The following is a 25037-nucleotide window of genomic DNA, read 5'->3' as shown; positions in this document are numbered from 1 at the left end:
GTCAATGGCAGGCCCCGCCGCGCTGCCTAGGATGGGGTCACCGCAGAGGTGAGCCCGCCATGCCGCCGTTTGTCGCACCGACCATGCCGGGCTTGCCCGGTTGCCGCTATTGCCCCGTCGCGGGCGTCGTCCCGTGCTGAGCCGGATGGCCCTGGATGGCACCCGGGCGGCGATCGATCGGGTCGACGACGCCATGATCATCCTGCTGGGCGGGCGCCAGCGGCTGGCCGGGCTGGCGGGTCGGCTCAAGCGCCACGCCGGCATGGCGCAGACCGATCCGCTCCGCGAACAACAGGTCCATCAACGCGCCTGCCGGCTGGCGCGACGCAGCGGCATTCCGCCCGCCAGCGCCGAACGGTTGATGCGCTTGCTGATCGCCGAGGCCCATCGCTGGCAGGCACGTCCTTCCACCTTCACTTCCGAGCCGTTCCCTCCCATGGCAACCACCGGCACGTCGTCATCGCGCGGCGACTCCTCCACTTCCTCCCTGCTCCGCTGGCTTCCGCCGCCGCGACGGCTGCGTCCCTGGTTGTCACGCGTGCCGCGCTCCATGCGCGAACGGCTCCTGCTGCGGTTGCTCGCACCAGCCCTCGCCACACCGCAGGTGCGGCGGATCCTGGATTCCATCAACGGCCGCCGGCTCGGCATCGACGTGCGCGATCTCGATCTGCGCTGGGTGCTGGTGATGGAGGCCGATGGCCTGCGCCTGGCGGATGGCGTCGCCGAGGCCACCGTCAGCGGCAGCGCGACCGATCTGCTGCTGCTCGCCAGCCGGCTGGAGGACGCCGATACGCTGTTCTTCCAGCGCCGGCTGATGTTGACCGGCGACACCGAGCTGGGGCTGACCGTGCGCAACCTGCTGGACCGGCTGCCGTGGGAATCCTTCCCATTGGGTTCGCGCATCCTGCTCCAGCGCGGTGCCCGCGTGGCCCGCGACGCACGCCACGCCTACCGCGTCCATCACGGCGAGGTCGCATGAGCGCCATCTTCCAACCGCGCTGGACGCCGGATCTGGAAACGCGCTACGCGGATCTGACCGCGCGCGTCGGCGACACCGTGCCGTGCCTGGAATGGCCGCTGCACCTGCCATGGATCGACGCCATCCAGGCGCTCAAGCGCGAACGCGGCGCGGTGATCATGGCGCACAGCTACCAGTCGCCGGAGATCTTCCACGGGGTGGCCGACGTCACCGGCGATTCGCTGGCGCTGGCGCAGGCGGCGGCGGACTGCGACGCCGACATCATCGTGCTGTGCGGCGTCCACTTCATGGCCGAGACCGCGAAGCTCCTGGCGCCGCGGCGCACGGTGCTGATTCCGGATCCCGAAGCCGGTTGTTCGCTGGCGTCCTCCATCACCGCCGACGACGTGCGCGCGCTGCGTGCGCGCCATCCCGGCGCGCCGGTGGTCAGCTACGTCAACACCAGCGCGGCGGTGAAGGCCGAATCCGATGCCTGCTGCACCTCGGCCAACGCGGTGCGGGTGGTCGAGGCGATGAACGCCGACAAGGTGATCTTCCTGCCCGATGCCTTCCTTGGCCACCATGTCGCCGCCCGGACCGGGGTCGAACTGGTGTTGTGGGATGGCCGCTGCGAGGTGCACGAACAATTCACCGCGCAACAGGCGCGCCACACCCGCGAGACCTTCGGCGCGCGCCTGCTCGCGCATCCGGAATGTCCACCGGAAGTGCAGCGCGAAGCCGACTTCGTCGGTTCCACCACCGCCATGGGCGCCTGGCTGGAGCGCGAGCGCCCACGCCGCGTGGCCCTGATCACCGAATGCTCGATGGCCGACAACCTGCGCCATCGCTTCCCGGACGTGGACTTCATCAAGCCCTGCAACCTGTGCCCGCACATGAAGCGGATCACCCTGCCGAACATCCACGCCTGCCTGCGCGACCTGCGCCATCCGGTCGAAGTGCCCGCCGACGTGGCCGGACGCGCGCGCGCCGCGCTGGAACGCATGCTCGCCGTGGGCCGGGGCGAACGCGCGTGAGCACCGGCGTGCCGCCGCTGGTGGTGGTGGGCTGCGGCGTCGCCGGCCTGGCCACGGCGCTGTCGGCCGCGCCGCGCAGGGTGCTGCTGATCGGACGCGCGCCCGCCGGCATCGACTGCTGCACCGCGCTGGCGCAGGGTGGCATCGCCGCCGCCCTGGACAGCGGCGACAGCCCCGACGCGCACGCGCACGACACCCTCGCCGCCGGCGCCGATCACAACGACTACGACGCGGTCCGCTATCTGGTCGACAACGCGGTGATGGCGGTGCGCTGGCTGCAGGCGCAGGGCGTACCATTCGACCTGGAAGGCACCCGCTTCCTGCTCGGCCGCGAAGGCGGCCACCGTCGTCACCGCATCGTCCATGCCGGTGGCGATGCCAGCGGCGCGTCGCTGCTGCTGGCGCTGATCCGGGCGGCGCAGAACGCCCCGCACATCGACTGGCGGCCGCCGGCGATGCTGGACGCGCTGCGCGTCGGCGATCACGGCGTCAGCGGCCTGCGCCTGCGCCGGCAGGCGGACGCGCGCCCCGAGGAGATCGACTGCGCCGAGGTGGTGTTGGCCACCGGCGGCTGCGGCGCGCTGTTCGCCGCCAGCACCAATCCTTCCGGCGCCGACGGCAACGGCCTGGCGCTGGCGCTCGCGGCGGGCGCGCAGGCGCGGGACCTGGAGTTCGTCCAGTTCCATCCCACCGCGCTGTCGGTGGCCGTCCATGGCGCCCTGCCGCTGATCACCGAAGCGCTGCGCGGCGCGGGTGCGCGCCTGTTCGACGACGACGGCGCGGCGATCATGACCGGGCAACATCCGCTGGGCGATCTCGCGCCGCGTGACGTCGTCGCGCGCCAGGTGTGGCTGGCGCAGCAGGACGGACGGCGCATCTGGCTGGACGCCACCCACCTGCACGAAACCTGGCTGCTGCAGTTCCCCACCGTGTACGCGCTGTGCCGAGCGCACGGCATCGATCCGCGCGTCCAGCGGATTCCGGTCACGCCGGCCGCGCATTTCCACATGGGTGGCATCGCTGTCGATCTCGATGGCCGCACCTCGGTGGAAGGGCTGTATGCGGTGGGCGAAACCGCCTGCAACGGCGTGCACGGGGCCAACCGGCTGGCCAGCAATTCGCTGCTCGAGGGCGTGGTCTACGGCCGCCGCCTCGGCCAGCATCTGGGCAGCCTGCGCCGGCATGTGCCGGAGGGCGGCGGGCACTGGGTCGAACGGGGCCGTGAAGCGGACGCCGCAGCGCTGATCGGCCTGCGGGCGCTCGCCTGGCGTGCGCTGGGCCCGGTGCGCGAAGGCGCTCTGATGCGTGAAGCGCTGGACGAACTTGCCCGGGATGCCTCCATCGGTGGCAGCTGGCAGGGCCAACTGGTGGGCCGCCTGCTGCGGGCGGCGCTGGCGCGCACGCGCAGCCTCGGCGCGCACTATCGAAGTGACGCGCCAGCGGAGTGAATCCGGCGCGCTGAACGCGATGCGTTGAAGCGGATGCGTTGAACTGGATGCGTCGAGTTGGGGCGCGTTGAATCGGGCGTATCGACTCCCAGGAATCGAGATTGGCGCGCCGGATTCCGCGCCAGTCCCCTGCTCATCCGATCATGGGCGCGGCCAGCGACGCCCGCCCCGGCTTGCCGTGCCAGTAGCCGTTGCGCGCGCCCAGGCGCGGCGGTGGCAGCGGCGCATCCAGCATGCGCCGGAAGTGATCGACCATGTCCGCCATGTCGTCCTGCACCGGCGACAACCGCAGGATGTCCACGCCACAGGCGATCAGCTCGTCGCGTTCCGGCGCCAGATCGACGACTTCCATGCCCTGCACCTGCACGCCGTTGATGACCATGAAGGGCTCGCCCTCGCGGGTGGCCAGCGGCAGGCCGCCGGGGTGCTCGATGCAGCGGAAACCGCAGTCGTCCTTGGACACGTCATAGGCGCGCGCGGTGAAACAGCGCGCCGAATACGCCAGCGGCAGTCGCCCCCAGGCCAGCACTTCCAGCTCGGGCATGGGCGTGCCCTGCTCTGTCATCGCCGCGCGCAGATCCCGCAGCAGCTCGCGTCCCTGTTCCACCCCGGGCACCCAGCGCACCAGCCCATCCTCGATCAGCAGACCCAAGGCAACCTGGTTGTAGACGTTGAGGGTGGGTCCGGCCACGAACGGCAGGCCACGCTCGCGACAGACCTGCACGGCGGAAAGATCGTTGGCTTCCAGCAGGAAACGGCCGTTCTCCGCCAACCGGACGACCGTGGACAGTTCCGACTCGGCTTCGATCAGGGCCAGCGACGACAGCACGATCTGCTTGCCGCTGCCGGCCAGTTCCTCCGCCAGCGCCAGCCAGTCGCGCGTGCGCAGCTCGCGCCGCTTGCTGCACACGGTCTCGCCCAGGTAGAGGATGTCCAGCGGCCATTGCGCGGCCTGCCGGTAGAAAGACAGCACGCGCTCGCGCGGCCAGAAGTACTGCAGGGGTCCAAGACTGAGTTTCATCGTTCAATGCCAGGCGCGGTGGTACGGTCCAAGGGTGGTCTGCTGGCCTTCGGCGTGCGTGGACAGATCCGCCTGCCAGTCCTCGCGCATGCGCCAGTCCTCGCGTTCGCGCGCCTGCGCGTCGATGGCTTCGCGCCAGACCCGGGTCACCGTGCGCACGTAGGCCACGCCACGCTGGCGGCCCTCGATCTTCAGCGCCGCCACGCCGGCCGCGACCAGTCGCGGCAGCAATTCCAGGGTGTTGAGGCTGGTGGGTTCCTCCAGCGCGTGGAAGATTTCGCCGCCGACATCGTAGCGGCCCTTGCACACGGTCGGATAGCCGGCCGGTTCGGTCGCGCCGAAGCGATCGATGAGCATGCCGTTGAGGCGCACGCTGCGGCCCTGGTCGGCATGCTCCTCCCAGCGCACGAAACTGGCCGGCGAACACACGCCATGCCGGTTGGGCGAGGCGCCGGTGACATAGCTGGACAACTGGCAGCGGCCCTCGACCATGATGCACAGGCTGCCGAACGCGAATACTTCCAGCGGCACCGGCGAGGCCTGGCACAACCGCTCGACCTGCTGCACCGACAGCACCCGCGGCAGCACCGCGCGCGAGATGCCGAAGCGTTCATGCGCGTAGCGCAGCGCGGCCGCGGTGGTCGCCGAACCCTGCACGGACAGGTGCCGCGCCAGATCCGGATGACGGACCGAGGCGTAGTGCAGCACCGCCATCTCGGCGGCGATGATGGCGTCGGCGCCGAACGCGGCGGCCTGATCCACCGCGTGCCGCCATTGCGGCAGGCGCGCGCTGTCCGGATAGGTGTTGAGCGCCAGGTACACCTTGCGCCCGCGCGCATGCGCATAGGCGATGCCTTCGCGCATCTCCACGTCGTCGAAGTTCAGCCCCGGGAACGCGCGGGCGTTGGTCTGGTCGCGGAAGCCCGCGTAGACCGCGTCGGCGCCGGCATCGATGGCGGCCTTCAGCGCCGGCAGGTTGCCGGCCGGACATACCAGTTGCATCAGGGGGTTCTCCAGGCGGGGGAATGCCGGCGGCGCGCCGCCCGGGCATCGGGGATTTCCGGTCCGGCACCCTGTGCGGACTCGGCTTCCACGGTCCGGCGGATCTGTCGCCACAGCGTGTCCACGCGCCGCTCGACCTGCGGATCGAGGGTGATCGGCCGGCCCCATTCGCGCGCGCTTTCACCGGTCCATTTGCGGGTGGCGTCCAGGCCGAGCTTGGAACCGACCCCGGACACCGGGGTGGCGAAATCGAGATAGTCGATCGGGGTGTTCTCCACCAGCAGGCTGTCGCGCGCCGGATCCACCCGGGTCGACACCGCCCAGATCACCTGCGACCAGTCGCGCACGTCGATGTCCTCGTCGGTGACGATGACGAACTTGGTGTAGGTGAACTGGCGCAGGTAGGACCAGACGCCCATCATCACCCTGCGCGCGTGTCCCGCGTACTGCTTGTGGATGCTGACCACCGCGACCCGGTACGAGCACGCTTCCGGCGGCAGGTAGAAGTCCACGATTTCCGGGAACACCTTGCGCAGGATCGGCACGAAGATGTCGTTCAGCGCCATCGACAGCACCGAGGGTTCGTCGAACGGCGCCCGCCCCATGTAGCTGCCGTGGTAGATGGCGCCGCCGCGCAGGCGCATGCGCTCGATGGTGAGCACCGGGAAATGCGCCTGCGCGTTGTAGTAGCCGGTGTGATCGCCGAACGGCCCTTCCAGCGCGGTGTCGCCGGGATGGATGAAGCCTTCCAGCAGGATTTCGGCGCCCGCCGGCGCGTCCAGCCCGGTCAGCGCGCTGCGCCAGACCCGCGTGCGTGCGGCCCTCAGCAGGCCGGCGAATTCGTATTCGGACAGCGTGTCCGGCACCGGCGCGACTGCCGCCAGCAGGGTGGCCGGATCCGCGCCGATCGCCACCAGCACCGGAAAGGGCTTGCCGGGATGTGCGGCCTGCCAGCCGGCATAGTCGAGCGCGCCGCCGCGATGCGGAAGCCAGCGCATGATCACGCGGTTGCGGCCGATGACCTGCTGCCGGTAGATCGCCACGTTCTGGCGTTCCTGGCGGGTGCCGCGGGTGATCACGAGGCCGAAGGTGATCAGGCGGTCGATGTCCTCCGGCCAGCAGCGCTGGATCGGCAGCCGCCCCAGATCGACGTCCTCGCCTTCCAGCACCTGCTCTTTGAACGCCGCTTCCTGGACCACGCGCGGGGCCACGTAGGCCAGTTGCGCCAGCCCCGGCCAGTCGGCCAGCGCGCTGCGCAGGTTGCCGGGCCAGCGCGGCTCCTTGATGCAGGCAAGCAGTTCGCCGAGCTCACGCAGCGACGTCAGCGGCCGGCCATCCAGCGCCAGCTCGATGCGGCGGCGATGGCCGAACAGGTTGCCCAGCAGCGGATGTGCGGAACCGGCGTTGTTCATCAGCAACGCCGGCCCGGACTCGCGCAGGGCGCGCAGGCTCAGGGCGGTGCTTTCCAGCTCGGGATCGACCGGCGCGTCGATGCCCATCAGTTCACCCTGCCCGCCCAGATGATCCAGGAACTCGCGCAGATCGTGGAAAGGCATGCCGCGTCCGATGGCGGGAAGGAGGCGGCATTGTCCTCACGCCCCGCCACGGGCCACATTGATCCACGTCAAGCCGGCGCCGCTCAGTAGCTGTACTGCACCTGCACCCAGAACTTGTCGGTATCCACCGTGCGTGCGCCGTCGGCGCTGCGGTAGCTGGCCAGCTTGAGCAGTCCGTCGAGTCCCTTCACGCCGGGAATCGCGTGGCGCCAGGACAGATCCAGTTCGCGCCCGAAGCGGTGGCCGCCGCGATCGCTGCGGAAATCGTGGTACCACGCCTGCCACTCGCCGCCAGCGAGCGGAAGGACGACACCCGCATAGGCATCGCGCAGGCCGTCGGCCGGCGTGGTCAGGAACTGATCCGCCCAGCCCTGGAACGCGTGCTTGGTCGCCAGCGGTGTCTGGAACGCCTGGTTTCCCGCGCCGCCGCGACCGGCGCCCAGCACTTCGTAGCCGGCCTTCCACTGGATGGCCTGCCAGCGATAGCCACCTTCGGCCAGCCAGTAACGGCCATCCAGTTGCCAGGGATTGCCATCGAGCTCGCGCTGGCGCGCATGTTCCAGAACATAAGAGAACGCGCCGGCCTTGCCCTGCAGGCGCAGGCCGGTGGTGCGGCTGGACAGCGTGCCCAGCGGCGCGCCCGTCGCCACCGCGAGATTGTCCAGACCGAGGCGGTAGTGATACCCGATCGCGGTCAGATGGGGCGAGAACGCGTACTGCGCCTGCAACAGATGACTGTGCCCCTCGATGTCGGCGGGCGCGGTGCGGCTGATCGGACGGGTGTCGTCCGGGCCGAACACGCTGTTGATGTTGTCCAGGTAGGCGTAGGTCAGCTTCCAGGCCGGCGCGGGCGTCAATTCGATCATCGCGCCGTCGTAGGTCTGCTCGTTCTGACGCCAACCGACCCCGCCAACGAAACGCTGGTTGGACAGGTTGATGCGCTGCCGCCCCACTTGCACGTTGCCCCAGCCAGCGGTGTACCTCAGCAGTGCCTGGTTGACCTCGGTGCCTTCCGGATCGCCGACGGTGCTGTAGCGGCCGCGACCGTTGCGGGTGTCGTTGAAGCGCTCCGTACCCAGGTGGCGCACGTCGTCGATTTCAAGCAATCCCGACAGCCCGTGCCAGCGCGGCGTGCGATAGCCGATGCGGGTGCGCAGCGTGTGCGCCTTGGCGGTGTCGAGCGCGTTGTCCTGCTCCATCTGCTCGTAGCGGTAGCGCGCGTCCAGGATGACCTTGCCGGCGGCATCGTCCGGTGACGCGGCAAAGGCCGGCAGCGCGATGGCCAGGCAGGGAATGCCGAGCAGGCAGCGGATGTGGTGTTTCATGGAGTCCCCTTGTGGTTTTCGTGCGTGGCCATGGCCACGCTCAGTAGGTGAAATTGAGCTTCAGCCAGGCGGTGCGGCCGGGCTCGTTGATCCGGACCGGATCGGCCGGATAGCCGAAGGCGCTGTTGCCGCCGAGATTCAGGTGTTCGCTGTAGGCGCGGTCGAACAGGTTGTCGATGCCGGCGGTCAGCTGCAGGTGGTCGCTGAAGCGATAGCCGCCGTTGATCGAGAACACCGCGAAGCCCGCGCTGGGGCCGAGATCGCGGCCGACCACGTTGCCCTGGCCCGTGCTGACCCGGTGCTGGGAATCGACCAGGCGCAACAGCGCGCCCCACGACCAGCGTTCGTGCTCGCGACCGGCCGACAGCCGCGCTTCCAGCGGCGTCATCTGCGGCAACGGCGTGCCGCTGGCGCGATCCTCGCCCCAGGCATAGGCCAGCGAGCCGCCGAGCTTCCAGCCCGCGCCGGGACGCCATTCCACCCCGGCCTCGCCACCGCGGATGTCGGCGTCGATATTGCGCGCGCGGGTGGTCGCGCCCATCCCCATCATCCCGGGCAGGTAATCGAACAGGATGTAGTCCTGCATGCGGCCAGCGTAGACCGACACCCACGCATCGAAACGCTCGCCGCGGTATTGCAGGCCCAGATCCAGTTGGGTGGTGCGCTCGGGCTGGATGCCGGCGAAGGCGTTGACCGAACCGGCCGGACCGCGCCTGGGCGAGAACAGTTCCCAATAGTCGGGCATGCGCCGGGTGTGGCCGATGCCGGCGTATGCGCCCAGCTTGCCGGACATGTCGTACTCGTAGCGCACGAAGGCACTGGGCAGGCTTTCGCTGCGCGCCTGCCCGGCGGTGGGATTGGGCATCGGCATCATGCCGCCGGTGCTGCGACGCAGGTCCTCCACCCGCGCGCGATCCACACGCAGGCCGCTCATCACATGGTGCTTGTCGGTCAGATGCCAATGCGATTCGGCGAAGGCGCCGAAGGTGCGGAAGCGCGCATCCACTGTCCACGGTTGCTGCTGATAGGTACCGCGGCCCATGCCGCTGCGCTGGCGATGGCGGCTGTCGCGCAGATCCACGCCGGCGGTGATTTCCCAGTCGTCGCGCTGCCAGGTCGCCGCGACCCGGCCACCCCAGGTGCGGTGGCCGACGTTGCTGGCCATCGGCATGGGCATGCTGCTGGCCGGATCCGGACGCCGCAGCGTGTAATTGTCCATCACGTGGTCGACGTCGTTGAGGTAGAGGTTGGCCTTGACCGCGTCCAGCAGGCCACCGATGTCGCTCTTCTCGAAACGCAGGCCCAGGCTGTCGCGGCGGAAGCGCGAACCGTCCATGCCGCGGCCGGCATAGCGGGCCTGCGCATCGCCGGTACCGGCGCTCAACTCCAGCACGGTGTCCTCGTCCGGCGTCCAGCCCAGCGCGACATCGGTGTTCCACTTGCGCCACGCGGACGGCACTTCGTCGCCGTTGCCATCCTGGTAGTCGTCGGCCTCCGATCGGTTTCCGCCCAGCCGGAGATAGCCGGTGGCGTTGCCGGCGGTGGCGTCCACCACCTGATCGTTGCGGTTGCGGCTGCCGGCCAGCGCGCTGGCATTGACGCGCACGCCGGCGCGATCGAAGTACGGAATCTCGCGCTCGAAGCGCACCGTGCCCGCCGACGCGCCGCCACCCCATAGCACCGTCTGCGGCCCCTTGATGACGATCAGGCGGTCATAGGTTTCCGGCGCGATGTAGGACATGGCGTTGTCCATGCGCGAGGGGCACGCGCCGCTCAGCGCGCCATCGTTGGTCATCAGGTTCAGGCGTGATCCGAACATGCCGCGCAGCACCGGATCGCCGTTGGTGCCACCGCTGCGCAGGGTGGCGAATCCGGGAATCGTCTTCAGGTAGTCCGCGCCATCGCTGGCCGGCACCGGCTGGCGCGGCAGTTTCGGATCGGTGACGAAGGTCGTCGCCAATACCGGTGCCACGCCCACCACCACCACGCCATCGAGCTCGGTCGGCGCGACGGGTCCCGCGCCATGCACATGCTGGCCGACATCGTTGGGCGGCGCCTCGGCGGCCAACACCAGCGACGCCGGTGCGAGCGCGAGGGACAGGGCGACGGCAAGACAATCTCTACGCATGACACGACTCTCCGTATTGGTCGACGCCATTGTCTGGAGCCGCTCCAACGTTGGGATGCGTCAGGTTGTCGCAGGGACGGGTTCGTCGAAAGCGAACTTGATCCATGTCAAGCCGGATGAAGTTGCCGGTGTTTTTCGCCGAATCGAGGGCATCGATTGATGCAAATCAAGGCGACCACGAAGGTGGGACAACTAACGTTCTCCCATCGGCCAAAGGCCATGACAAGGAACGCGCCATGAAGCGCAAGAGCAACTCCCTGCTTTATTACGCCCTCGCCTGCGCGATGGGCGCCACCCTCGCCGGCAACGCCTTCGCGGCCGACAACGGCGCCCCCCAGGGCGAGCCGATCAAGGCGCTCCTGACCGCGCCGCCGATGGTGCCGCCGCCGATCACGCGCAGCGCGCCGGCCAAGGTCATCGTGGATCTGGAAGTGGTCGAGAAGGAGATGAAGATCTCCGACGGCGTGACCTACAACTTCTGGACCTTCGGCGGTTCGGTCCCGGGCAGCTTCATCCGCGTGCGCCAGGGCGACACGGTGGAATTCCACCTGAAGAACCACCACAGCTCGCACATGCCGCACAACATCGACCTGCACGCCGTCACCGGCACGGGCGGCGGCGCCGAGGCCACGTTCACTCTTCCCGGGCACGAAACCCAGTTCACCTTCAAGGCGCTCAATCCCGGCCTGTACGTCTACCACTGCGCGATGCCACCGGTCGGCATGCATATCGCCAACGGCATGTACGGCCTGATCCTGGTCGAGCCGCCGGAGGGCCTGCCGAAGGTGGACAAGGAGTTCTACGTGATGCAGGGCGACTTCTACACCGAAGGCAAGTACGGCGAACCCGGCCTGCAGCCCTTCAGTCTGGAAAAGGCCATCGACGAGCACCCGACCTACGTGGTGTTCAACGGCGCCGAGGGTTCGCTGACCGGCGACAACGCGCTGCAGGCCAAGGCGGGTGAAACCATCCGCATGTTCGTCGGCAACGGCGGCCCCAACCTGGTGTCCAGCTTCCACGTCATCGGCGAGATCTTCGACAAGGTCTACACGGAGGGCGGCAGCAAGTACCAGGAGAACGTGCAGACCACGCTGGTGCCGGCGGGTGGCGCGACCATCGTCGAGTTCAAGGCCGACGTGCCGGGCAACTTCGTGCTGGTCGACCACAGCATCTTCCGCACCTTCCACAAGGGGTCGCTGGGCATCCTGAAGGTGGATGGTGAAGCCAAGCACGACATCTACACCGGCCAGCAGTCCAGCAAGGAGTACCCGCAGGGCCAACCCGCGGGCAAGTGAGCGAAGCCTCAGTAAGGACGTCCATGTACCGGAGACTGCCCGCCTTGTTGCTTGCCTGCCTCGCCGTACCGGCGATGGCGGGTGGTCCCGGCTACGTGGACGTGCCGGGCGGGAGTTTCCGCTCGGCCATCCGCTACGAGGAAAGCGGCGACGCGCGAGCCGTCGCCGCCTTCGCCCTGATGGAACGCGCGGTCAGCAACGCCGACTTCGCCCGCTTCGTCGCGCGGCATCCGCAATGGCGAAGGGACCAGGTACCGGCGCTGTTCGCCGGCCCCGGTTATCTCGGCCACTGGGCAGAGGCCGCGGGCCCGGGCGCGGCGGCCGATGCGGACGCGCCGGTGGTCCAGATCAGCTGGTACGCCGCCGACGCCTACTGTCGCGCCCAGGACGCGCGCCTGCCGACCTTCCTGGAATGGGAATACGCGGCCGCCGCCGACACTCATCGCCGCGATGCCCGTGGCGATCAGGGCTGGCAGGCGCGGTTGCTCAACGACGCCACGGCCCGCGCGATCGATGCCGGCGACGCGCCGCCCAACGCCTACGGCATCCAAGGCCTGCACGGCGTGGCCTGGGAGTGGGTGGACGACTTCGCCACCCTGATGGGCGACAGCGACAAGCGCGGCGCCGACGACGGCGACAAGCTCAAGTACTGCGGCGCGACCGCACTGGCCTTCAACGACCGCCAGCACTATGGGGTGATGAAACGCTTCGCCCTGCTGTCGGCGCTGCAACCCGCCAACACCCTCGGCAATCTCGGATTCCGCTGCGCAAGGAGCCAGCCATGAAGATGCCCCTCTCTTTCCTCCTGCTCGGGCTGGCGCTGTTCCAGCCCGGCGCCCCGGCCGCCGCGCAGGCGTTGCCGGGAGATTCCCTCTACCAGCTCGACGCGAAGGTCACCGACCAGGACGGCAACGCGGGCCAGTGGCGTGATCTGCGCGGCCGCCCGCGCGTCATGTCGATGTTCTATACGAACTGCCACCTGATGTGCCCGCTCATCATCGAGAACGGCAAGGCGGTCCAGAAGCAGTTGACACCCGCCGAGCGTGCGCGCCTGGAGATGGTGATGATCAGCCTGGATCCCGCCCGCGACACGCCGCAGGCCCTGCGCGAGACCGCGCAACGGCACCGGGTGCCGGCGCAGTGGCGATTCCTGCAGCCCGGCGCCAACGACGCCCGCGCGATCGCCAGCGTGCTCGACGTGCGCTACCGCCCCCGCGAGGACGGCAGCATCAACCACACCAGCGTGCTGGTGCTGGTCGACGCGGAAGGCCGCGTGCTCGCCCGTTCCGAGGTCGCCAGCGCGATGCCGGACCCGGCCTTCATCGCCGCCGTCCACACCGCCCTGGCTGCTTCTCCCGCCCCTTGACCCTTCACTCACACCCCGCAACCACACAGGAGTTCTCCATGAAAATCGTTTCCGCTTCCCTGCTCGCCCTCGGCCTGCTGGCCGCCGCCGGCATGGCCCAGGCCGCCAACAACTGCACCGTCAGCCTGAAGGGCGACGACGCGATGAAGTTCGACCTCAAGACGGCGACCGTCTCCGCCAGCTGCGCCACCATCACCATCGAACTGGCCCACACCGGCAAGATGCCGGCCGCCGCGATGGGCCACAACGTGGTCATCGCCGCCGCCAAGGACATGGACGGCATCGCCCGTGACGCCATCAAGGCCGGCGTGACCAACCACTACGTGCCCAAGGGCGACGCCCGCGTGATCGCCTCCACCGCCCTGATCGGCGGCGGCCAGAAAACCCGGATCACCCTGCCCGGCAAGAAGCTGACCGCCGGCGGCGACTACAACTTCTTCTGCAGCTTCCCCGGCCACTCCACCTTGATGAAGGGCAAGCTGGTGGTGACGAAGTAACCCACCGGGGACAGGGGCGCCGGGGCCGGTTTGCCGGCGCTCCTGCTTTCATCGCCGTTCTTTCCTCCCACCCCTGACACTGGTGCCGCCCCATGGAATACCACATCCCCCTGCCCGGCCCGTCCGTGGATCCGATCACCATCGAACGGGTACTGCAGGAATTCGATCCCGCAGGCCTGGTCGACCTGGACGCCAAGGCCGGCAAGCTGCGCATCTCCACCGTGGTGATGGACATCGAACTTGTCTTCATCATGGAACAGGCCGGACATCCGGTGCGACTGACCCAGATCGAACGCATTCCCTCGGTGTGCTGCGGCGGTTGCAGCGGCTGATGGCTTCGCTTCCGCTTACCTATCCGGAAGCGGAGCGGGCTCCCCGGGAGAGATCCCCCGCAACTGATACCGCTGCCAGAAATGATTGGCCATGCGCAGCGCGGCGTCGTCGGCTTCGCGGCGCATCGCTTCGTTGCCGCATTCTGCGGTGGTCCGGCGGAACAGATCGAGCCAGCGCAGGAACGCCTGTTCGGTCAGGCCCGGCAATTCCAGGTGGCGGCTGACCGGAGCGCCGTGGAAGCGTCGCGTCCCCCGCAGCAACGCGGACCAGAACGCCACCAGCAGCGACTGGTGCGCGGCCCAGTCCTTGACGCGGGCATCGAAGATCGGCGCCAGCAGATCGTCCTGGCGCACGCGCGCGTAGAACGTCTCCACCAGCCTGGTCACCTCGGCTTCGCTGCACAGCCACGGCCCCGCGCCGCCGGCGTCCTCGGGGGAAGGAAAACGCATCAAAAGCTTCCTGTTCGGGGATCGTCCGGCACCGTAAGGCATCGCGGCGTCCCGCCCCATGATCCGGATCAATCGAACCGGGTTCGGCGAACGTGGAGGCTCAGGCGATCGCCGGCGGCTCGAACTCGACATGGCCGGGTCGCTGCAGGACGCGGTCGGCGTCCTGCGCTTCGGGCAAAGGCAGCGTTTCCAGGAACTTCACCTCGCCGCCGATCAGCACCGCGATCGCCAGGCCATCGCGATAGAGCACGCGCGAGCCCGGCACGCGCGCCACTTTCTCGCCCGGCAGCAGCGTGCCCAGCAGGTTGGCCGGATCGGTGGCGGCAATCGCCACCCATTTGCCGTCGGCGGGCCGGCGCCGGACCTGCCGCAAGGCCGCGACCGCTTCCGGCAGGGCGAACTGTTCGCCTGGAATTCCGCTGATGAAACGCCCGCCCCGGATCTCCCCGCGCGCTTCCAGGCGCTGGTAGACGCGCGCCAGTTCCCGCCACGGCGGCAACCACGCGGCTTCGCGTTCCAGCAATCGCCAGCAGACAACGCCGTATCGGCGCAGCAGCGTCCGCGCCACGTGCTCCACCGCTTCGGCCTGCGCGCTGCCGCTGCCGGCGGGCGCGCCGGCCCGGATCAGCGCCCAGCGGCCGGCGTCCTGGATGCCGAACATCGGCTTGCGCCGGCGATGGCGGGATCCGCCGTCGCGCTTGGACGCCGGCACCAGCAACGCGCGCAGGCCGCCAAAGCTGTCGCAGTGGACGCGCCCCCGCACGACCAGTTCGGCCAGCGCATCCTCCAGTTCCGTGCGCAGCAGATGCGCGCCGTCGCCGATTTCATCGAAGAACGAAGCGCCGTGCGCGCCCAGATGATCCACCACACGGCGCGCGCGCGAACCGAGATCCTCGTCATCCACCGGCGCCGGCGCCAGGCGCGACCACAGCGGCGCCTGCCGGCGCGGCAGCAGCAGGATCGGGGTGGCGCGCAGCGACACGTTGCCACGGCCACCGCCCTCGCCGGCGGGCGGCCGCAGGCGCGTCCACAGGGTGCGGCCGGCGGTGCACAGATCGTCCAGCCAATGGATGGCGTAGCCGCGCACGCGCGCCGGCAGCAGATCGGCTTCCCAGCTGGCGGCGGGCGCCTCGAATCCTTCCAGTTGCCCCAGCACGCCGGCGAGCGCCTCCGGACCACTGACCCGCTCGGCCTCGCTCAGATGTTGCCAATCGAACAGGAAGCGCTGGAAGTCGCGCGGTTCGACCGGTTCGATCTCGCGCCGCAACTGCTTGAGCGTGTAGCGGTGGATGCGCGCCAGCAGATGGCGCTCGCACCATTCTTCTTCCGTCGCGCCGGGCGTGAAGCGGCCCTGCATGACATAGCCTTCGCTCTGCAGCGCCAGCAGGGCCGGATCCACGTCCGCCGCCGGCAACGCCAGCGAATGCGCGAGCACGGACGCGGGCACCGGCCCCGACGCGGTCAAGCGGGCGCGCAGCAGTTCCCGCATCGCGCTCTCGCGCGGCCACTCCGCCTGGGCGTATTCCTCCGGCGGCTCGACCACCGGCGCGATCGGCGCCTGCGGAAACAGCGCACGCAGCATCGGCAACTGTTCGGTCGCCAGCCACAGGCCGGCATCGCCCGCCTGGAGGCGGGTGGCGCGTCCGTCCGCCGCCAGCGCCTGCAACCATGCCTGCCAACCGGGATTTTCCATCGCTTCGGCGGCGGTCACCACGCCCACGCCGGTCAACGCCTCGTGCATCTCGTCCGGATTGCGCGGCTGCGGCCAGGCTTCCTCGCGCACGGCCTGGATCGCGGCGGGATCCAGCTTGCCGAGATCGTCGGCGGATTCGGCTTCGCGATACAGCCGGCTCTGCACCGCCTGGGTGCGGCGTTCCTCCAGCGGCGCGTCGTCGAGGAAGGCGTACGGACGCGCGTTGAGCACCTCCGCGGCCAGCGGCGACGGCAGCGGCAGATCCCGCGCGACGACTTCGATCCCGCCTGCTTCCAGCCGCCGCAGCAGATCCAGCCAGCCTTCGGCGTCCATGGCTTCGTGCAGGCAATCGTCCAGGGTCTGCGCGACCAGCGGATGATCCGGAATCTCGCGCTCGCCGACGATGTTCTCCAGGCAGGCGACCTGATCCGGAAACACCGTCGCCAGCAGATCCTCGGACTTCATCCGCTGCAATTGTGGCGGCACCTTGCGGCCGCCGACGAAGCGCGGCAGCGCCAGCGCGGTGGTGGCGTTCCAGCGCCAGCGCACGCCGAACAGCGGCGCGTCCAGCAGCGCCTGCACCAGCACGTCCAGCGCCGAGGACGAGTGCAGGTAGCGCGACACCTCGATCAGCGGAAAGCTGTGGCTAGTGGACAGCGACAGGATGATCGCGTCCTCGGTCGCCGCCGCCTGCAGCTCGAAGTTGAACTGGCGGCAGAAGCGCTTGCGCAGGGCCAGGCCCCAGGCGCGGTTGAGGCGGCTGCCGAACGGCGAATGGATGATCAGCTGGGTGCCGCCGGATTCGTCGAAGAACCGTTCCATCACGATGCGCGACTGGGTCGGCAATTCGCCCAGCGCGGCCACGGCCTTGCCCAGGTAATCGACGATCTGGCGCGCGGCCTCCTCGTCGAATCCCATCTCCGCGACCAGCAGGCGCAGGCCTGCCGCCTCGCCGCCTTCGGCCAGCGCCCGCGCCACCTCCTCGCGCAGGCGCGCCACGCCCGAGGACAGTTCGTCGCTGCGGCCCGGCGCCTCGCCCAGCCAGAACGGAATGTTGGGCGGCGCGCCGCGCGCGTCCTCCACCCGCACCCGCCCCGGTTCCACCCGCAGGATGCGATAGCTGGCGTTGCCCAGCTGGAACACGTCGCCGGACAGGCTCTCGACCGCGAAGTCCTCGTTGACCGTGCCGATGGTGTGCGCCTCGGGCTCCAGGATCACCGCGTAGTCGCCGGTGTCCGGAATGGTGCCGCCGGACATCAGCGCGGTCATCCGCGCGCCCTTGCGCTCGCGCAGGCGCCGATGCACGGCGTCGCGATGCAGGTAACCGGCGCGCGGGCCACGACGGGTGCTGAAGCCGTCGGCGAGCATGCGCACCACCGCCGCGTAGTCCTCGCGCGACAACGACGCGTACGGCGCCGCGCGCCGGACCAGCGCATACAGCGCGTCCTCGTCCCATTCGCGGCTGGCGGTCTCGGCCACCAGTTGCTGGGCCAGCACATCCAGCGGCGCCACCGGGATGCGCAGCGCGTCCAGTTCGCCGCGGCGGACGCAATCCAGCAACGCGGCGCATTCGATCAGTTCGTCGCGCGACTGCGGGAACAGGCGCGCCTTCGGCACGCCGCCGACCGCATGGCCGGACCGGCCCGCGCGTTGCAGGAAGGTCGCGATGGATCGTGGCGAGCCCAACTGGCACACCAGATCGACGTCGCCGATGTCCAGGCCCAGTTCCAATGAGGCGGTCGCCACCAGCACCTGCAGATCGCCGCGCTTGAGCCGCTGCTCGGCGTCCAGCCGCGCTTCCCGCGCCAGGCTGCCGTGGTGCGCGGCCACGCCCTGCTTGCCCAGGCGCTCGCCCAGATGACGCGCGGCGCGTTCGGCCATGCGGCGCGTGTTGACGAACACCAGCGTGGTGCGATGCTCGCGCACCAGCGCCGCGACCCGGTCGTAGACCTGTTCCCACTGATCGTTGGACATCACCGCGCCCAAGGGCGTCGGCGGCAGTTCCAGCGCCAGATCGCGCTGCTTGCCGTAGCCGATGTCGACGATCTCGCAGGCGGGCGGTTCCGGTCCCTCGCCCGCGCCCACCAGGAAACGCGCGACCGCCTCGACCGGTTTCTGGGTGGCCGACAGGCCGACCCGCACCGGCGGCTGCGCGCACAGCGCCTGCAATCGTTCCAGCGACAGGGCCAGGTGGCTGCCACGCTTGCTGGCGGCCACCGCGTGGATTTCATCGACGATCACGGTGCGCACGGTGGACAGCATCGCCCGGCCCGAAGCCGAGCCCAGCAGCACGTACAGCGATTCGGGCGTGGTGACCAGCACGTGCGGCGGCGTGCGGAAGACCTTCTGGCGCTCGCCGGCCGGGGTGTCGCCGGTGCGCACGGCGGTGCGGATGTCCACGTCGGGCAGGCCCATCTCCGCCAGTTCCGCGCGGATGCCGGCCAGCGGGGCCTCCAGGTTCAGGTGGATGTCGTTGGACAGCGCCTTCAGCGGCGAGACGTAGACCACCGCGGTTTCATCCGGCAGGCCGCCGGTTTCCAGCCCGCGCCGCACCAGCTCATCCAGCGCGGCCAGGAACGCGGTCAGGGTCTTGCCCGAACCGGTCGGGGCCGCCACCAGGGTGTGGCGGCCGGACTGGATCGCCGGCCACGCGGCGCGCTGGGCCGGCGTGGGGCCCGGGAACGCGCGCCCGAACCAGCGGGCGACGGCGGGATGGAAGGAGTCCAGCGGCATGGCGGCGACGATACCGGGAAATTTCCCGGAAAACGGTGAAAACCGGAGGCTGAGGTGGTGCCGTTCGCAAGGGGATCCAAGCGCGCGGGGTGAATGGATGCCGTCCGATGTTTCGGTTCATCCATTCGGAAAAGCCGGCCAGTTCGCATGTTCCTTCCCCCCTCGGAGCGGGGGAAGGTGCCGAAGGCGGATGGGGGCAAGGGGGCCTGCGAAGAGCGCCCCCATCCGGCGCTGGCGCGCCACCTTCCCCCGCCTTGCGGGGGAAGGTACATGCAATTCCGCGTGCTGGAACGGCAGCTACCGCAGGGGGGAAGGAACTGGCGAGCGGCCTGGCGTCTTGTTGTTCAGTCCGCCGCCGGCAGTTCGATCCGGATCACCGTGCCTTCGCCGATCGCGCTGTCCACGCCGACGCTGCCGCCCGCGCGCTGCACCAGGTCGCGCACCACCGACAGGCCGAGGCCGGTGCCCTCGCCCGCCGGTTTGGTGGTGAAGAAGGGATCGAACACGCGCGCCCGCACTTCCGGGCCCATGCCGGTGCCGGAGTCGCGGAACACGATCGCGATGCGATCCGGTCCGGCGGTTTCCGCGTCCAGCTCGAAACGGCCGCCCTCGGGCATCGCATGATTGGCGTTGGCGGCGATGTTGAGCGTCATCAGTTCGAACTGGGTCCGATCCAGCCGGATCGGCGGCAGCGCCTCGCGCAGCGACAGGCGCACGTCGACCTGTGGATTGAACAGTTGTCGCAGCATCGGTTGCAGTTCGCGCAACGCCTGGCCGGCGTCGAAGGTCTCCGGCGCGGTGCTGTCCTGGCGACTGAAGGTCAGCAGCTTGTGGGTCACCAGGGTGGCGCGGCGCGCCGCCGATTCCACGCCCGACAGCGCCTGTTTGAGTTCCCCGGGATCCTCCGTGCGCCGGCCGCGCCCGGCATAGCCCAGGATCAGGGTCAGCAGGTTGCCGAAATCGTGCGCCACGCCGCTGGCCAGGCGGCCGACCGCTTCGACTTTCTGCGCATGAATCAACTGTTCCTGCGCGCGCTCGCGCTCGCGGCTTTCCTGTTCCAGCCGCCGGTTGCTCTCCACCAGCGCGTCGCCGCGCGCGTTGGCGTCGCGCAGGCTTTCGCGCAGCGCGGCGGAACTGCGGTCCAGCACCACCGCGATCATCAGGAACATCGCCGTGCGCGAAGCCAGATCGACCAGCAGCGCGTGCGCGTCGCCCTGCCGGCCGATGTCCACCCACATGCCGCCGCAGAACGCGATGGCGATGCAGCCGAACATGATCCACAGGGCGCGCCGGCCCACGATCAGGCCGGCGATGGCCATCCACAGCACCAGGATCGGTTGTTCGTACACCTGCGCGGCAAAACCGGTGGACAGGTAGGACGGCACCACGGTGACCGCGAACACTCCCAGCAGCAGGTAGGAAGCGCCGAAGAAGGCGCCGCGCCGCACCAGCCAGAAGCTGACCCCGGCGGCGGCGCTGACCGTCAGGCTGAACACCATGCTGGTGATCTCGCCGGGTCGCCAGGGAATGTCGATCGAGGCGCGGAAGATCCAGGCGACCGGCGGCAGTACCGCCAGCAGCAGCGAGATCACCTGGATCATCGGCGCGTTGCGGCGCGCCACCGGATCGGCGATCGGCACCTCGCGCAGCCATCGCAGGGGCCGCCGGAGCAGCGGGCCCAGCAGGGGAATGCGGCCCAGCAACGGGGGGCTGGCTGCCGATGGCGTGTCGGGCATGGTGATCCTCGTGATTTCCCGCCACGGCGACGCCCCCTGACATCGCCCCGCGGTGTGGCCGGATTATAGGCCGGAGGCGGGCTCCGGTCCGGCGCCGGCATGCAGCTTCACCTCCACCCGGCGGTTCGGGATCAGGCATTCGCGCAAGGCTTCGCGCGGCTTGACCCCGTCGCAGGCCTGCACCTGCTCGGTATCGCCGCGATAGCTGTAGCGGATGGCGTCGGCGGGCACGCCGTGCTCGACCAGCCACGCCTGCACGGTGCGGGCGCGCCGTTCCGACAGCCCCTGGTTGTAGTCGTAGCCGCGGCCCTGCAGGCGATCCGCATGACCGACCAGTTCCACCGATTGCAGGCTCAGGCCCTCCTCGCGCAGCCGCGCCAGTGCGCGTTCCAGGCTTTGCAGGGAATAGGCGCGGATGTCGCGGCGGCCGTCGCGATCGAACTCGAACAGCACGTTGGCGGTCAGCACCGCGTCGCGCGCCGGTTCACCGGCCACCACGCCGCACTGCCGGGACAGCGCTTCGGCGTCGCTGACCATGTCCTCGGCGATCTGGATGTAGGGCTTGGCGTGGCGCCACTGCTGCTGGTTGAACTCGTTGCCGGCGTGGACCAGTTCCACCTCGCCGCAGGCCACCGCCTGCTGCGCGCAGGTGAAACCGGGCGTGCCGTGGATCGCGCCCAGACGCTTCCACAGGTCCTCGCGCAGCCGCGCCGCGCCGTTGACCAGCGGCGTGTCGGTGGGCAGCGGCGAAACGCCCTGCTCCATGCCGACGATCAGCTTCTCCGATTCGGTCAGCGCTTCCTGCGGAAAGGCGCTGCGATCGTTGCGCGTGTATTCGTGGAAGGACACGTCCAGCCAGCATTGGGCCTTGGACAGGTGGTAGTCGCGTACCGGCCGGCCGGCGTCGTTCAACGCCTTGATGCGCAGCTGCGTCGCCTCGTAGCCGGACAGATCGGCATGGATGGCCTCGTCGGTGATGCGATCGCGCTCCGGGGTCAGCCGGGTCTGCTGCGCGCCGGCCGAGCCGGCCAGGGCTGCCAGCACGGCGGCGGTGATGAGTGTGGACTTGGTGATGGTCATATGGGGTTCCTCAGCGCACCGGATCGCGGTAGCGGGCGTCTTCCCTGCGGAAGAGGTCTTCGTCGAACTTGAATCGCAGGCGGATGAACGCGCCCTGCTGGGTGTACTCGTAACCGGTCAGATCCTCGTCGCCGCGGAAGCCCGTGGCGTTGTAGCCCACCGACAGCCACAGGTTCTGCCGCAGCAGGCGCCCGACTTCGACACCGAACGCGTACTGGTTGGCGCCGTACTGGCCGCGGAAAGTCGAGGCCAGCACGCCGATGTCCCAGTTCTCGGTGATGTCGTAGACCACCCGTCCGGACAGCAGCACCGCGTGGAAGTCATCGTTGACCCGCCCGGTGTCGGCGTAGAAGAAGCTGTCCTTCTGCCACTTCGCCGCCACCCGTCCGGTCAGCCACCACGGCCGCGACGGATGCCAGTCGGCGTGCGCGGACACGATGTGCGCGCTGGTGCGGATGTCCTGGCCGGTATCGGAACCGAAACCGGTGCCGTCCATGCCGCTCTCGTCCTTCTCCAGCTTGTACTCGTAGCGCGCCAGCGCGTTGATCCGGTTGGTGTCGGTATCGCGATAGGCCACGCCGACCTGGAAGCGGTCCTGCAGCACGTCGCCACGCGACGCGTACACGGTGCGCAACAGGTAGTTGCGGGCCAGCACGGTCCAGTCGCGATTGAGCTTGCGCGCGGCCAGGAACTGCAGCAGCGTGGTGTGGTAGGCCTCGTCGGTCGGGGTGTCGGCCACGTCGTCGGAGATGCGATGCTCCAGGCGGATGTTGCCGCGCCACAGCGGATTGGCGCTGTAGTCCAGGGCGATGCCCACGCCGGTGGAATCGCCGACATTGCCGGAGATCACGTTGGTGTGCTCCAGCGAGGTGTCCAGCCGCAGTCCTTCGCTCAGATCCCAGCGGTTGCGCATGCCCGACGCGGCCTGGATGTCGCGGCCGGCGATGGCGTCGCGCAACCGGTATTCCGAGAACAGCTGGGTATCGCGCAGGAAGCTGGTGTCCACGCCGACGGCCACGGTGTCGGCCTCGCGGCCGTCCTGGGTCAGCCCGTTGACGCCGCTGATGCCGGTCTGCTTCTCGTAGCGGCCATACAGGCGGCTGCGTTCGCGCAGCTGGTAGTCCAGGCCGAAGGCGACCCGGTTGCGATCCTCGCCGCGGATGTCCTGCTCCACCTCGCCGCCCAGGCTCAGGCGGTCGCTGGCGCGATAGCCCACGCCGAAGCGCAGCATGTCCGAGGACAGCTCGGTGCCGACCGGCAGGCCGCTGGCGACGTCGTTGGGATTGCCGCTGTTGATGATCGGCAGGCCGGTCAGCGGATCCAGCGGTTGCTGTCCGTAGCCCAGCGCGCCGCCGCCGGCGCCGGTGGCGTAGCCGCCGGACAGGCCGCCCAGGTTGCCGTAGCCGCTGTTGGTCGCCCAGGTGTAGTAGGCGCCGACGGTCTCGCGGATCGCGCGATAACCGAAGTCCAGGGTCAGCTTGTCGGTGGCCTTGATGCGCGTGCCGACGCTGCCGGCGTTGCGCTCGCCGCCATCGGGATTGCGATCCTCGCTGCGCAGGCCTTCGGCATACAGCTCGAAGCGCTCGTTCAGGCGGTAGCGCGTGGTCAGGCTGTACTCGCCGCGTCCGCCGTACAGCGGCGAGGACGGGTTGTTGAACTCCGGATCCGACTGGCCGGCGAACAGTTTCAGGTCCGCCTTCTCGCCGGCGTGCCCCAGCTCGACCCGCCAGGCGTTGCCTTCCACCAGTCCGCTCAGTCCCTGCAACGCGGGCGTGCCGTACTGGTTGATGGAGTTGGTGTTGACCTCGCTGCGGGTGCGCGCGGCCTCGGCCACCAGCCAGGTGTTGGCGCCGAAACGGTAGCCGATGTTGGCGCTGCCCATCTCGAAGCTGGCGAACGGATTGCGGTCGTCCACGTAGGAACCGCCGACCTCGCCGTTCTCGCCCAGCCGCAGCTGCGCATCGCCGCCGACCACCCAGAACTTCTCGGTGCCCTGGTCCAGTTCGTAGGTGATGCGCAGCGAGACCGGATTCAGGTCCGCGTCGAAGGACGGCAGGAAGCTGTTGAGCAGGATGCGGCCGGAGAACGGCTCGAAGCTGTAGTCGACCAGCCGGCCCAGCGGACGCACCGAGACGATGCGCGAGGGCTGGTTGCGATCGCGCACCACCACCTCGACCCGCTCGCTGCCTTCCAGCACCGCGTTGTTGCGCAGGCCGTAGGGGCCGCTGCCCTGGCTGGGCAGCTCCTCGATGACCTGGCGCAGCGAGTCCTCGATGGCGAACACGTTGCCGCGCACGCGCTCGTTCTCGAAGTGCCAGCCCAGGCCGGTGGCGGTGCGGTTGTAGGTGCCCAGCACGCGCTGGGACGCGCGCGCGCCGAAGTCCACGCCGGTCTGGGTGGCGATGTTGTCGCCGGTCTGGAAATCGCCGTACAGCAGGTAGCTGCGGCCCTTGTCCACGCGCACGTACAGGCGTTCGGCCGAGCGCGCGTCGAAGCCGCGCAGCGAGGCGTCGCCATAGACCGGATAGAACTCCTCCGGCTGGATGTCGCGGAGCAGGCGCGCGCGCACTTCCTTGTCCGAATCGTAGGCGGCGGTCAGCAGGTACTCGCCCTTGATCCGGCCCTTGACGAAGAACGCGGCGCGCGCGGCGCCGTTGGCCTTGCCGTTGTTGAACTGCTTTTCCCAGCGGCGGATTTCGCGCTCGAAACCATCGCCGCGCTGGCTGCCGTCGATCAGGTTGTCTCCCTTGCGGCGGAAGTTGATCACGCCCTCGATCAGGCCGGTGGCGATCATCTCGCGCATTTCCGGCACGAACCCGACCACGCCTTCGGCGGTCTCCCCGCCCGCGGTCACCCGCAGCAGGACATCCTGCGGATCGTGCGGCGCGAGCAGATCGAATTCGGCGCGGCCATCGCGCACCGGCAACTGCACGCCGGGCGTGACCTTGTCGGCGTCCAGCCGACCGGGGCCGAGTTCGTCGGTGCGGCCATCCGCCAGCTTGATGCGCCCGCCGGAGTTCTCGATGGTGGCGAAGGCTTCGCCGGCCAGCGGCTTGCCGTCGGCGCCATACAGCTGCACGACCACGTGCACCGGCGACTGGCCGTCGGCCGGCACACCGTCGCGGTCCACTTCCACCACCACCCGCTGCACGCCGGTGTTGACCCGGTAGTCGACGTTGCCCGGCTGGGCGAACAGCGGTTGCGAGGCGCCCTGCTGGCTCTGCGGCGACTGCGGGAACAGCGGCGTCGCCTGCCCCAGCACCGGGGTGAAGCGCTGGTCGCCGGAGACGCTCTGCGCCAGCGACACCGCCGGCAACAGCACCAGCGCGAGCGCCAGGCTCAGCGGTTTGCGGGAGAAACGTTCGGGACGCATGGGATTCCTG

At 69.4% G+C, this 25037-nt stretch carries 19 protein-coding genes; 9 read left to right on the top strand and 10 right to left on the bottom strand.

Annotated features, from left to right (window positions below; translation table 11 throughout):
- Positions 1-133 precede the first annotated feature (133 nt).
- From ubiT to ACTHN1_RS14705, 3 genes are read left to right on the top strand one after another with little or no spacing between them, the layout of a single operon-like run.
- On the top strand, positions 134-979 hold the full coding sequence (gene ubiT / locus ACTHN1_RS14715; protein ID WP_440471680.1) for a ubiquinone anaerobic biosynthesis accessory factor UbiT: 846 nt from the start codon (positions 134-136) through the stop codon (positions 977-979).
- A complete protein-coding gene (gene nadA, locus ACTHN1_RS14710; RefSeq protein WP_440471679.1) occupies positions 976-1992 on the top strand; it encodes a quinolinate synthase NadA in 1017 nt (338 codons plus the stop codon). Before ubiT ends, nadA begins: the two co-directional genes overlap by 4 nt.
- Positions 1989-3440 carry an L-aspartate oxidase gene (locus ACTHN1_RS14705; RefSeq protein WP_440471678.1) on the top strand — a complete coding sequence of 484 codons (1452 nt, stop codon included), beginning with the start codon at positions 1989-1991 and terminating at the stop codon, positions 3438-3440. Before nadA ends, ACTHN1_RS14705 begins: the two co-directional genes overlap by 4 nt.
- A gap of 133 nt (positions 3441-3573) precedes the next feature.
- Here ACTHN1_RS14705 and ACTHN1_RS14700 read toward each other — a convergent pair whose 3' ends face one another.
- From ACTHN1_RS14700 to ACTHN1_RS14680, 5 genes are all read right to left on the bottom strand, one after another.
- The gene (locus tag ACTHN1_RS14700) at positions 3574-4461 is read right to left on the bottom strand and encodes a U32 family peptidase (protein ID WP_440471677.1); all 888 of its coding nucleotides are present in this window, start codon (positions 4459-4461) and stop codon (positions 3574-3576) included.
- Positions 4462-4464: 3 nt separating this feature from the next.
- Positions 4465-5463 (bottom strand): ubiquinone anaerobic biosynthesis protein UbiU, encoded by a 999-nt coding sequence (ubiU, locus tag ACTHN1_RS14695; RefSeq protein WP_440471676.1) that lies wholly within the window; start codon positions 5461-5463, stop codon positions 4465-4467.
- Positions 5463-7019 carry a UbiD family decarboxylase gene (locus tag ACTHN1_RS14690; protein WP_440471675.1) on the bottom strand — a complete coding sequence of 519 codons (1557 nt, stop codon included), beginning with the start codon at positions 7017-7019 and terminating at the stop codon, positions 5463-5465. The genes ubiU and ACTHN1_RS14690 overlap by 1 nt, the downstream gene beginning before the upstream one ends.
- Before the next feature lie 83 nt (positions 7020-7102).
- Positions 7103-8344, bottom strand: coding sequence for an alginate export family protein (locus tag ACTHN1_RS14685; protein WP_440471674.1), 1242 nt, complete (start codon positions 8342-8344; stop codon positions 7103-7105).
- Between the two features lie 40 nt (positions 8345-8384).
- The gene (locus tag ACTHN1_RS14680) at positions 8385-10472 is read right to left on the bottom strand and encodes a TonB-dependent copper receptor (RefSeq protein WP_440471673.1); all 2088 of its coding nucleotides are present in this window, start codon (positions 10470-10472) and stop codon (positions 8385-8387) included.
- Here ACTHN1_RS14680 and ACTHN1_RS14675 point away from each other — a divergent pair.
- The 6 genes from ACTHN1_RS14675 (at position 10471) to ACTHN1_RS14650 (ending at position 13962) form a co-directional block, all read left to right on the top strand.
- Positions 10471-10632, top strand: a complete 162-nt coding sequence (locus tag ACTHN1_RS14675) for a hypothetical protein (RefSeq protein ID WP_440471672.1) — start codon at positions 10471-10473, stop codon at positions 10630-10632. The genes ACTHN1_RS14680 and ACTHN1_RS14675 overlap by 2 nt on opposite strands.
- Positions 10633-10708: 76 nt before the next feature.
- On the top strand, positions 10709-11767 hold the full coding sequence (gene nirK, locus ACTHN1_RS14670) for a copper-containing nitrite reductase (RefSeq protein ID WP_440471671.1): 1059 nt from the start codon (positions 10709-10711) through the stop codon (positions 11765-11767).
- Positions 11768-11790: 23 nt separating this feature from the next.
- On the top strand, positions 11791-12552 hold the full coding sequence (locus ACTHN1_RS14665) for a formylglycine-generating enzyme family protein (protein ID WP_440471670.1): 762 nt from the start codon (positions 11791-11793) through the stop codon (positions 12550-12552).
- Positions 12549-13133: an SCO family protein gene (locus ACTHN1_RS14660; RefSeq protein WP_440471669.1), complete on the top strand. Its 585-nt coding sequence runs from the start codon at positions 12549-12551 to the stop codon at positions 13131-13133. The genes ACTHN1_RS14665 and ACTHN1_RS14660 overlap by 4 nt, the downstream gene beginning before the upstream one ends.
- A 38-nt stretch (positions 13134-13171) precedes the next feature.
- Positions 13172-13630 carry an azurin gene (gene azu / locus ACTHN1_RS14655; RefSeq protein WP_440471668.1) on the top strand — a complete coding sequence of 153 codons (459 nt, stop codon included), beginning with the start codon at positions 13172-13174 and terminating at the stop codon, positions 13628-13630.
- Between the two features lie 92 nt (positions 13631-13722).
- A complete protein-coding gene (locus tag ACTHN1_RS14650) occupies positions 13723-13962 on the top strand; it encodes a hypothetical protein (protein ID WP_141452760.1) in 240 nt (79 codons plus the stop codon).
- A gap of 15 nt (positions 13963-13977) precedes the next feature.
- Here the strand turns inward: ACTHN1_RS14650 and ACTHN1_RS14645 are convergent, their stop codons facing one another.
- From ACTHN1_RS14645 to ACTHN1_RS14625, 5 genes are all read right to left on the bottom strand, one after another.
- Positions 13978-14412, bottom strand: coding sequence for a group III truncated hemoglobin (locus ACTHN1_RS14645; protein ID WP_440471667.1), 435 nt, complete (start codon positions 14410-14412; stop codon positions 13978-13980).
- A gap of 100 nt (positions 14413-14512) precedes the next feature.
- Positions 14513-18838, bottom strand: coding sequence for a DEAD/DEAH box helicase (locus ACTHN1_RS14640; protein ID WP_440471666.1), 4326 nt, complete (start codon positions 18836-18838; stop codon positions 14513-14515).
- Between the two features lie 344 nt (positions 18839-19182).
- Positions 19183-20574 (bottom strand): sensor histidine kinase, encoded by a 1392-nt coding sequence (locus ACTHN1_RS14635; RefSeq protein ID WP_440471665.1) that lies wholly within the window; start codon positions 20572-20574, stop codon positions 19183-19185.
- Between the two features lie 63 nt (positions 20575-20637).
- Positions 20638-21654 (bottom strand): OmpA family protein, encoded by a 1017-nt coding sequence (locus ACTHN1_RS14630; RefSeq protein ID WP_440471664.1) that lies wholly within the window; start codon positions 21652-21654, stop codon positions 20638-20640.
- Between the two features lie 10 nt (positions 21655-21664).
- Entirely contained in the window at positions 21665-25027 is a 3363-nt protein-coding gene (locus ACTHN1_RS14625; RefSeq protein ID WP_440471663.1) for a hypothetical protein, read from the bottom strand.
- Positions 25028-25037 lie beyond the last annotated feature (10 nt).

The organism is Pseudoxanthomonas sp. (assembly GCF_051953815.1).
GTDB lineage: Bacteria > Pseudomonadota > Gammaproteobacteria > Xanthomonadales > Xanthomonadaceae > Pseudoxanthomonas_A.
This window is presented reverse-complemented; position numbering and strand designations above follow the sequence as displayed.